The organism is Actinomadura geliboluensis, from assembly GCF_005889745.1.
GTDB lineage: Bacteria > Actinomycetota > Actinomycetes > Streptosporangiales > Streptosporangiaceae > Spirillospora > Spirillospora geliboluensis.
In genome coordinates this window covers 1-9,443 of sequence record NZ_VCKZ01000354.1, presented here as the reverse complement: position 1 = coordinate 9,443, position 9,443 = coordinate 1, and the positions used below count along the sequence as shown (strand labels likewise).

Sequence of the window (9,443 nt, the reverse complement as noted above, 5' to 3'; positions counted from 1 at the left end):
CCGGCGGGGAGGGCGTGCACGTCCGCCCGGACGGCCCGCTGCCGGTGCCGCCGCCCTGGCCGCACCCGCCGTCGGGGTTCTAGCGTCAGTCGCGGCCGGCGAGGCGGCGCAGGGCGCCGGCGGAGCGGACGACGATCGCGTTGCGGGCGACGGTGAGGCCGTCGCGCAGCGGTTCGGCGGCGAGGATCTGCGCGACCTTCCGGCGGCCCATCCCGGCCCAGCGGCCGAGGTCCTGCTGGGAGATCGGGACCTGGACGTGCACGCTCTCCTCCGGCGCGCCGTCCGGCCCCTCCTCCTTGACGGGGGTGCCGAACCGGCCGGCCAGCCGCAGCAGCCGACTGGCGAGGCGGCGCTCGGGGTCGTCGGGGAAATGGGCGATGCGCAGGTCGTTGGAGTCGCGCAGCCGCTCGGCGAGGACGGCGGCGACGGCCCAGACCGCGCCGGGGTGGGCGTCCAGGACGGCGCGGAACCGGGCGGCGGGCAGCACGAGCGCCTCCACCCGGGTCATCGCCTCGCAGTTGGCGTGCCGGATGCCGTCGTCCGCCGCCTCCACCTCGCCGACCAGGTCGCCGGGGCCGAGGACGTCGAGGATGGCGGTCTCGCCGTCCCGGTCCACCCAGACCTTCACGGCGCCGGCGCGCAGCACGAAGACCTGGGACGCGCGGGTGTGCTCGCGCATCAGGAACGCGCCCGGCCTGATCACCACCGGGGTCGCGGCGGCGCGCAGCGCCTCCCTGGCACGCGGGCTCAGCGCGTCCCAGAACGGGGTCTCCACCCTCTCACCTCCTTCCCGCCGGGGCCGCGACGCGCCTGCGTGTCCTCGTCAAGTGAACGCTGCGTCCGCGGGAAGAACCACCCCGTCCTCCAGGCCCCCGCCCGCCGCCGATCAATGGACGAGCTCCGCGCGAACCTCACTTTTCACATGTCGAGTGATCTTTCCGATTCAAGCAGGTTGTCGAGGGCGCGGACGCGCCGGGCGCAGTCCGCCGCGGCGGCCCGGTCGCCGAGCGCGCGGTGGGAGTCGCCGAGCAGCTCCAGCGCCGCCCGGAGGCCGCGCCGGTCGTCCATGTCGCGGCGCACGACGATCTCCGCGCCGACGTGCTCGACGGCACGGGCGTGCTTGCCGAGCAGCTGGGACGCGCGGGCCATCGTGTGCAGCGCGTGCGCCTGCTCGCGGGCGGCGCCGAGCTCGGCGGCGAGGTCGAGGGCGCGCCGCCCGGTCTCCAGGGCGTCGTCGGCGCGGCCGAGGTCGAGGTGGATGGCGGCGAGGTGGACCAGGCCGGTGGCCTCGCTGTGCCGGTCGCCGACCTCGCCGAGGAAGCGCAGCGCCTCCGACTCCTCGGCGAGCGCCTCCTCCGGGCGCCCGGCGCGGCGCAGCACGGCGGCAAGGGTGTCCAGGCCGACGCCGAGGCCGTACCAGTCGCCGCCCGAGCGGCGCAGGTGCAGCGCCTGCCGGGCGGCGTGCTCGGCCTCCACGGGCAGGCCGAGCCAGGAGTAGGTGCGGGCGAGGCTGCCGAGGGTCCCGGCCATGCCGCTGCGCGCGCCGAGCTGGTGCCACAGGTCGAGGGCCTCCAGGCCGAGGACGAGGGCCTCCTGGGGGCGGCCGAGGCGGCGCATCACGACCGACAGGTGCTCCAGGTCGTGGGCCTCGCCGTGCTGGTCGCCGATCTCGCGGCGGATCTCCAGCGCGCGCAGCAGGTGCTCGCGCGCCTCCCGGTACCGCCCGAGCCGCCAGTGGACGATCCCGATCTGCGCGAGCGCCTCGGACTCGCCGTGCCGGTCGCTGGTGTCGCGGTGCAGGCGCAGCGCCTCGCCGCAGTAGGTGAACGCCTCGGCGAACTTGCTGGCCTCGCACATCAGCATCCCGAGCGTGGTCAGCGCGCGCGCCTCCCCGTGGCGTCCGCCCAACGCGCGGTAGGTGCGCAGGGCCTGCTCGGCGTCCTGCTGCGCCATGTCGCGCAGCCCGAGCGCGGCGTTCATGCGGGCGAGCTCGGTCAGCGCCTGCGCGGCGCCGTGCATGTCAGCGAGCTCCTGCCGGATGGACAGCGCTTCCAGCGCGTGCGTCACGGCCTCGTGGACGTTGCCCTGGCGGCGGTGGACGCCGGCCACGGTGATCAGGGTCTCGGCCACGCCCGCCTGGTCGTCGATCCGGCGCCGGACGGCGAGCGCCCGGTCGGCGTGCTCCAGCGCCGTCTCGTAGTCGCCGATGCCCAGGTGCGCGCGGGCGAGCGTGCTGCGGCTCTTGGCCACTCCCCCGTCGTCGCCGAGCCGCTCGTGGATCTCCAGGGACCGCCGCGCGTGGTCGATCGCCGTCAGGTAGCGGCCGAGGACGACGTGGACGTCCGCGAGCGTGGCCAGCGTGACGGCGTCCCCGAACGGGTCGGGCGGGTCGGCGGCCCGGAACCCGCGGCGCGCGTCCTCCCCGTAGCCGATGGCCTCGACGGAGGCGCCCAGCTCGAAGTGCGCGACCGCGAGGTTGTGCAGCATCACGGCCGCCGCCGGCCAGTCCTCCTCGGTGCGGGCGGCGTGCAGGCCCGCCTGCTGGACGGCGATGTTGTCCTCGCTGTAGCGGCGGAACTCCTGGAAGTCGAACAGCGCGTCGGCGAGTTCCCAGCAGGTGCGGTGCAGGCCGAGCCGGGCGGCCTGGTGGACGGCGGCGACCAGGTTGCGCCGCTCGGCCTCGAACCAGGCGAGCGCCTCCGCGCGCTCGTCCGCCGACGGGCGGCCCCGCGCCCCGCCCCGGTGCACGGTGGGGCGGGGCCGCCCCGGCAGCGCCGCGCCGGCCGCGCGGGCGTCGCCGAGGTAGCCGGCCAGCAGCCGCCGCTGCGCCGCCTGCCGCTCGCCGTCGGAGTCCTCGCCGAGGCCGCGCTCGCGGGCGAAGTCGCGCAGCAGGTCGTGCATGCGGTAGCGGCCGGGGCCGACGTCCTGCACGAGGTACGCCTGCCGGAGGCCCTCCAGGCACTCGCGGGCCTCGTCCGCCGTCCGGTCCTGGAGGGCGGCGAGCGCGGCGGGCGTGAAGTCGGGGCCCGCGACGAGCCCGAGGCGGCGGAACGCCTCCCGCTGGTCGCGGCGCAGGCTCCGGTAGGCGACGTCGAACGTCGGGTCGACGACGGCGCTCAGCCCCGGCCCCGGCGTCCCGGGCGGGGCGCCGCCGGGGGCGTCCCGGGCGGCCAGCTCGCGGACGGTCCCGGCGATCGACTCGCCGGGGTTCTCGGCGAGCCGGCCGGCGATGACGCCGAGCGCCAGCGGCAGGTGCCCGCACTCGCGGGCGAGCCGCTCGACGGCCCGGTGCTCGTCGCGGACGCGGGCGTCGCCCGGCCCGAGGACGTTGGCGATGAGGTCCACCGCCTCCTGCGTCGCCATCTCCCGCAGCTCCAGCGTCCGGACGTCGGCGCCCTCCAGCAGCGCGGGCAGCCGCCGCCGGCTCGTCACCACCACCAGCCCGGAGGCGACCGCCGCCAGCAGCGGCCTGACCTGCTCGGGCTGGACGGCGTTGTCGAGGATCAGCAGCATCCGCCGGCCGCCGAGCAGCGACCGGCACTGGGCCGCCAGCTCGTCCTCGGTGCGGGGCAGCTGGTCGCCGGGGACGCCGGCGGCGCGCAGCACCTGCCCCATCGCCTCCGCGGGCGTGACGGGGCTGCGGGTCGTGCCGCGCAGGTCGGCGAACAGCGCGCCGTCGGGGAACCGGTCGGCGACGCGGTGCGCCCAGTGCAGCGCCAGCGTCGTCTTGCCGACCCCCGCCATGCCCTGGACGACGACCGCGCGCGGCCACACCGACTGGCCGACGAGCAGGTCGAGCTTGCTGAGGCTGACCGCCCGTCCGGCGAAGAAGGGGTTGTCGGCGGGGAGCCGCACCGCGGTGGGGCGGCCGCCCGGCGGCTCCAGCCGCACCGGCTCGCGCGCCGCGATCGCGGCGTCCCCGGCGGGCTCGGCGGGACGGACGGGCGCGGCGCCGGCGGCGGGCCACTCGTCCCCCCAGGGGCTGGCGGCGCGGCGCAGCCGCTCGACGTCGAGCACGGTCAGCGGCCGGGGCCGCTGGTGCAGGATGCCCTTGGCACGCCAGGACCGGAACCACCGCACGAGCGTCTCGCGGGAGATCCCCGCCCAGTTCGCCAGCTCGGCCTGGCTGAGCTTGAGCGGGATCCGCGTCCCGTCGCCGGGGCCGGGCTCGCCGAACCGGTGCGCCAGCTCCAGCAGGTGGTAGGCGAGGCGCTGCGGGTGGTCGGCGGCGCGGACCGCGTGGCGGCGGCCGCCGAAGGTGACGCTCTCGGAGATCGCGTGCATCATCGCCTCGGCGACCCGCGGGTTCGCCGCCAGCAGGCTGCGGAACGTCGCGCGGTCCACGCGCAGCGCCGCGACGTGGTCGAGCGCGGCGACGCTGCCGCGCTGCGGATGGCCCCACGGGCCGAGGAAGCCGACCAGGTCCCCGGCCCCGAACAGATCGATGATCGACTCGTCGCCGTCGCTGGAGTCGACGAACTCCTTGGCGACCGCGTTGCTGGCCGCGCGCGGCGACGCCTTGAACACCACGTACACGGCGGGGGCCACCGACCCCTGGTGGCACAGCATCCCGCCGGGCGGGATGTCGGTGCGGCGGCCCATGGCGCGCAGGGCCTGCCGGTCGGCGGGGGCGAGCCGGTCCCAGAAGCTGCCCGGCCGGACGTCCGGCACGTGGTCGATCTGCCCGAGGTCGGTCAATCCGGTCACCCGCCCGCCATCGCCGCCGCCAGCGTCCAGAAGAGGAACAGCACGGAGGTGGCCGCCGCCCAGGCGACGGCCTGCCAGGACAGCTCGCCGCAGCGGTGCGCGGCGGCCAGCAGCCGGCGCAGCTCCGCGTCGCGGACCCGGTCCTCCAGCGCGACCGCGGACCCGAACGGCGTCCACGGCACGCCCGGGTCGACGGGCGAGCCGGTGCGGGCGCGGACCTCGCCGAGCACCGCCAGCAGCGTGCGGCGGGACCGGGCGGCGTACCCGGCGGAGACCGCGAACGCGCCGGCGAGCACCGGCAGCAGCGCCAGCGCGGGCAGGCCGGGCGGCCCGGCCGCGAGCCGGGACGCGGTCCCGGCGAGCACGAGGGCGAGGAACACCGCGGCGACGGCGGAGTCCCTGCCGCTGAGCCGGACCAGCTCGCAGGCGTGCCCGAGGAGGTCCTCGGGCTTCTCCCTGTCCGGTCCGGGACGGAATGCGGTCACCAACGCTTCCACCGTCCTCACGCGTCGAACCTGATCTTCCAGTTCCCATGGTGCGGTGGCAAGCGGGAGATTTCCGTCCGCCCGCGCACGGTTCGGCTGCGTCTGGCGACTCATTCCGTCGGCGGGCCCGGCGCGCCGTCCGCCGCGCGATGATGGAAGATGGTCTCCGCACCACCGACGGGGAGGACCCATGACCTACACCGGGAACGTCGAGACCGGCGGGCGCCCCGACACCCGGGAGCTGCCCGGGCTGTCGGTCACGAAGGTGAGCGTCGGCCCGTACGACAACAACGCCTACATCCTGCGGTGCACGGCGACGGGCGAGCGGCTGCTGATCGACGCGGCGAACGAGGCGTCCCGGCTGCTGGAGCTGGTCGGCGACGGCCCCCTCACCCGCGTCGTCACCACCCACCGCCACCAGGACCACTGGATGGCGCTGAGCGAGGTGGTGCGCGCCACGGGCGCCCCGGTCGCCGCGCACCCCCGCGACGCCGACGCGCTGCCCGAGCCGGTCGCCGAGCCCGTCGAGCACGGCGACGCGATCCGCTTCGGGCGGGTGTCCCTCGACGTCATCCACCTGCGCGGCCACACGCCGGGCTCGATCGCGCTGCTGTACGACGCGGGCGGCGAGCTGGCCGACCGCCCGCACCTGTTCACCGGCGACAGCCTCTTCCCGGGCGGCGTCGGCAACACCTGGGGCGACCCGACGCGGTTCAAGCAGCTGCTGTCGGACGTCGAGGAGCGCGTCTTCGACCGCCTGCCCGACGCCACCTGGTTCTACCCCGGCCACGGCAAGGACTCCACGCTCGGCCGCGAGCGGCCCTCGCTCCCGGAGTGGCGCGCGCGGGGATGGTGACGTCCGGCCCGGAACAAGCGGTGCGGGGTGTTCGTTGGCCCCTTCACCACCGGGCCGAGACCAGGAGACGACCATCCACGAACTCCACGAGGTGGATCCGGGGCCGGCGCTGCGCTACCCGGCGGGCTCCCTCGTGCTCGTCGCCGGCCTGCCGGGGGCCGGCAAGAGCACCCTGCTCGACCGGCTCTACGGGCTGCGCGGCGACGAGACGGCGCCGGTGCCCGCCGGCGGCGCGCTGGTGATCGACTCGCGGCAGTCCCGCAACTGGTGGGCGCGGTTCCTGCGCCCCCTGCCGGTCCGGCTGCGCACGCCGCTCGTCCACGCGACGCACGTGTGGCGCATCGGGCGCGCGGTCCTCGCCGGGCACGGCGTCGTCGCGCACACCCGCGGCACCTGGCCGCACATCCTGCACCTGTTCGCCTGGCTGGCGCGGCGGCGCGGCGGCCGGCTGCACCTGATCCTCATCGACGTCGCCCCGGAGACGGCCCGCGCGGGCCAGTTCGCGCGGGGCCGCGTCGTGACGTCCGCGACGTTCAACCGGCACTGCCGCCGCTGGGGGCCGATCGTCGACCGCGCCCGCGGCGGCGACCCCCTGCCGCCCGCCGCCGGCGTCACCGTCCTCGACCGCACGGCCGCCGACAAGCTCCAGGCCATCCACTTCACCTGAGGGCGGCGAACCAGCGGACGGCCTCGGCGGTGCCCGCGAGGTTGGAGCCGAGGTGGCGGGAGCCCCCGTAGAGCGTGTCGTCCAGGTCGACGACGTCGACGCGGGCACCCCGCCGCCCGAACGATACGGCGCAGTTGTCGGTGTTGGCGGTCACCGCCTGCTCGTCGGCGGCCATCTTGGAGAGCCGGACGGGGACGCGGGGAGTCCAGGCGGTGCAGACCTCCGCGTCCACGCGCAGCGCCTCGGCGAAGGTGCCGGACGGGTCGCTCAGCAGGTCGAGGCCGCGCGGTTTGAGGAGTTCGTCGAGCGTCCCCGGAAGGCCCTTTAGCATCACGGGGCCGGGGGTCGTGCCGTCGAAGTACTTCTCGACGCGGTCCGCGTACTCGTCCTCGAACACCTCCGACGGCGTCCGGTATATGCCGCCGTAGACGCGGTTCCAGGACGTGAGCAGGTACGCGGTGTAGAGGCCGAGGTAGTCGGGCGCGACCGCCGCGAACCCGGCGGCGGCGTAGGTGACGGCGGGCCCCGCGCCCCATACAGTCGCCCGACGGCGAGGGGCCGGGACGGCGGTCGCGGTGACCGCGGCGGCGGCCAGGAACGCGGCGGTGAGCCGGATCGTGGTGCGTGTCATGGCGGCCAGCCTCCCGTCCGGCCGGACGCACCTCGCGCACGCGGACGATCTTGCTCCTCATACCCGCGGGGTGTTCCGCCGAGCAGAAGGGTGCGGGCGGGGCATCGGGGAGGCGGATAGGGTCGTGGAAGATCCAGAGGACGGAGGCGGCAAGGATGGCGCAGCAGGTACGCGGGGTCGTGGCACCGGGCAAGGGGCAGCCGGTGCGCATCGAGACGATCAACATTCCGGACCCGGGGCCCGGGGAGGCGGTCGTCCAGGTGCAGGCGTGCGGGGTGTGCCACACCGACCTGCACTACCGCGAGGGCGGGATCAACGACGAGTTCCCGTTCCTGCTCGGGCACGAGGCCGCCGGGATCGTCGAGTCGGTCGGCGCCGGGGTCACCGAGGTGGCGCCGGGCGACTTCGTGGTCCTGAACTGGCGGGCGGTGTGCGGTCAGTGCCGGGCGTGCCTGCGGGGCCGGCCCTGGTACTGCTTCAACACCCACAACGCCGCCCAGAAGATGACCCTTGAGGACGGCACCGAGCTGTCGCCCGCGCTCGGGATCGGCGCGTTCGCCGACAAGACGCTGGTGGCGGCCGGTCAGTGCACGAAGGTCGACGCGGCGGCCAAGCCCGAGGTGGCGGGGCTGCTCGGCTGCGGCGTGATGGCCGGGCTCGGCGCGGCGATCAACACCGGGCAGGTGGGGCGCGGCGACACGGTCGCGGTCATCGGCTGCGGCGGCGTCGGCGCGGCGGCCGTGCTCGGCGCCCGGCTGGCCGGCGCCGCGAAGATCATCGCGGTGGACCTGGACGAGCGGAAGCTGGCGACGGCGTCCGAGCTCGGCGCGACGCACACCGTCAACGCCGAGGAGGCGGACGTCGTCGAGGCCGTCCGGGAGCTGACCGGCGGGTTCGGCGCGGACGTCGTCGTCGAGGCGGTCGGCCGCCCGGAGACCTACGAGCAGGCGTTCTACGCGCGCGACCTCGCCGGGACGGTGGTGCTGGTCGGGGTGCCGACGCCGGAGATGAAGCTGGAGCTGCCGCTGCTGGACGTGTTCGGGCGGGGCGGCTCGCTGAAGTCGTCCTGGTACGGCGACTGCCTGCCCTCGCGCGACTTCCCGATGCTCATCGACCTGTACCTGCAGGGGCGCCTGGACCTCGACGCGTTCGTGTCCGAGACGATCGGGCTCGGCGACGTGGAGGCGGCGTTCGAGAAGATGCACCACGGCGACGTGCTGCGCTCGGTGGTGCTGCTCTGATGGCGCAGCCTGCGCCGCGGGCGCGCATCGACCACATCGTCACGTCCGGGACGTTCTCCCTCGACGGCGGGACGTGGGAGGTCGACAACAACGTCTGGATCGTCGGCGACGACGACGAGGCCATCGTGATCGACGCCGCGCACGACGCCGAGGCGATCGCGGCGGCGGTCGGCGGCAGGCGGCTCGTGGCGATCGTGTCCACGCACGGGCACGACGACCACATCGACGCGGCGCCCGCGCTGCGGGCCGCCACGGGCGCGCCGATCCTGCTGCACCCGGACGACCTCATGCTGTGGAAGCAGCGGCACCCCGGCGAGGACCCCGACGGCGAACTCGCCGACGGGCAGGTCGTCACGGTGGCGGGCACGGAGCTGACCGTCCTGCACACCCCGGGGCACAGCCCCGGCGCGGTCTGCCTGCACGCCCCCGAGCTGGGCACGGTGTTCTCCGGCGACACGCTGTTCAACGGCGGCCCGGGCGCGACCGGCCGGTCGTTCTCCGACTTCCCGACGATCATCACCTCGATCCGGGAGCGGCTGCTGACGCTGCCGGCGGAGACGACCGTCCGCACCGGGCACGGAGACTCCACCACGATCGGCGCGGAGGCCCCGCATCTGGACGAGTGGATAGCCCGCGGGCACTGACCGGGATAAGGTCCCCGGTGGTGGGCGGGCGTCCCGAGCCGGGAGGGTGCGATGCGGCGCGCGGTACCGGCGGCGCTGATGCTGTGCGGCGCGCTGGCTGGATGCGGCGCGCTGGCGGGATGCGGCCAGGACGCCGAGGGGGCGGCGGGCTACGTCCCGCCGCCGGCCGCGCCCGCCCCGGCCAGCCCCGCCCCTTCCGTGCCTGCTCCGAC

General features: G+C 75.9%; 8 protein-coding genes. 4 read left to right on the top strand and 4 right to left on the bottom strand.

The window, feature by feature from the left end; all coding sequences use genetic code 11:
• Positions 1-85: 85 nt before the first annotated feature.
• The 3 genes from ETD96_RS34285 to ETD96_RS34275 form a co-directional block, all read right to left on the bottom strand.
• Positions 86-775 (bottom strand): Crp/Fnr family transcriptional regulator, encoded by a 690-nt coding sequence (locus tag ETD96_RS34285; RefSeq protein ID WP_138640637.1) that lies wholly within the window; start codon positions 773-775, stop codon positions 86-88.
• 143 nt (positions 776-918) lie between these two features.
• The gene (locus ETD96_RS34280; RefSeq protein WP_138640636.1) at positions 919-4,707 is read right to left on the bottom strand and encodes a tetratricopeptide repeat protein; all 3,789 of its coding nucleotides are present in this window, start codon (positions 4,705-4,707) and stop codon (positions 919-921) included.
• The gene (locus ETD96_RS34275; RefSeq protein ID WP_138640635.1) at positions 4,704-5,192 is read right to left on the bottom strand and encodes a hypothetical protein; all 489 of its coding nucleotides are present in this window, start codon (positions 5,190-5,192) and stop codon (positions 4,704-4,706) included. The genes ETD96_RS34280 and ETD96_RS34275 overlap by 4 nt, the downstream gene beginning before the upstream one ends.
• 190 nt (positions 5,193-5,382) lie before the next feature.
• On the opposite strand from ETD96_RS34275, the gene ETD96_RS34270 reads away from it, so the two are divergent.
• Together ETD96_RS34270 and ETD96_RS34265 are read left to right on the top strand one after the other, a co-directional pair.
• Entirely contained in the window at positions 5,383-6,048 is a 666-nt protein-coding gene (locus tag ETD96_RS34270; protein WP_138640634.1) for an MBL fold metallo-hydrolase, read from the top strand.
• Between the two features lie 91 nt (positions 6,049-6,139).
• The gene (locus tag ETD96_RS34265) at positions 6,140-6,715 is read left to right on the top strand and encodes an ATP-binding protein (protein ID WP_138640633.1); all 576 of its coding nucleotides are present in this window, start codon (positions 6,140-6,142) and stop codon (positions 6,713-6,715) included.
• On the opposite strand, the gene ETD96_RS34260 is transcribed toward ETD96_RS34265, so the two are convergent.
• Positions 6,708-7,346, bottom strand: a complete 639-nt coding sequence (locus ETD96_RS34260; RefSeq protein ID WP_138640632.1) for a hypothetical protein — start codon at positions 7,344-7,346, stop codon at positions 6,708-6,710. The genes ETD96_RS34265 and ETD96_RS34260 overlap by 8 nt on opposite strands.
• A gap of 155 nt (positions 7,347-7,501) precedes the next feature.
• On the opposite strand from ETD96_RS34260, the gene ETD96_RS34255 reads away from it, so the two are divergent.
• Entirely contained in the window at positions 7,502-8,587 is a 1,086-nt protein-coding gene (locus ETD96_RS34255; RefSeq protein WP_138640631.1) for an S-(hydroxymethyl)mycothiol dehydrogenase, read from the top strand.
• Positions 8,587-9,231: an MBL fold metallo-hydrolase gene (locus tag ETD96_RS34250; protein ID WP_138640630.1), complete on the top strand. Its 645-nt coding sequence runs from the start codon at positions 8,587-8,589 to the stop codon at positions 9,229-9,231. Before ETD96_RS34255 ends, ETD96_RS34250 begins: the two co-directional genes overlap by 1 nt.
• The last annotated feature ends 212 nt before the right edge of the window (positions 9,232-9,443 follow it).

Bases quoted from the DNA above. Each gene is read 5' to 3' on its own strand.
- ETD96_RS34270 (WP_138640634.1), top strand. From the start codon at position 5,383: ATGACCTACACCGGGAACGTCGAGACCGGCGGGCGCCCCGACACCCGG.
- ETD96_RS34260 (WP_138640632.1), bottom strand. From the start codon at position 7,346: ATGACACGCACCACGATCCGGCTCACCGCCGCGTTCCTGGCCGCCGCC.
- ETD96_RS34255 (WP_138640631.1), top strand. From the start codon at position 7,502: ATGGCGCAGCAGGTACGCGGGGTCGTGGCACCGGGCAAGGGGCAGCCG.
- ETD96_RS34250 (WP_138640630.1), top strand. From the start codon at position 8,587: ATGGCGCAGCCTGCGCCGCGGGCGCGCATCGACCACATCGTCACGTCC.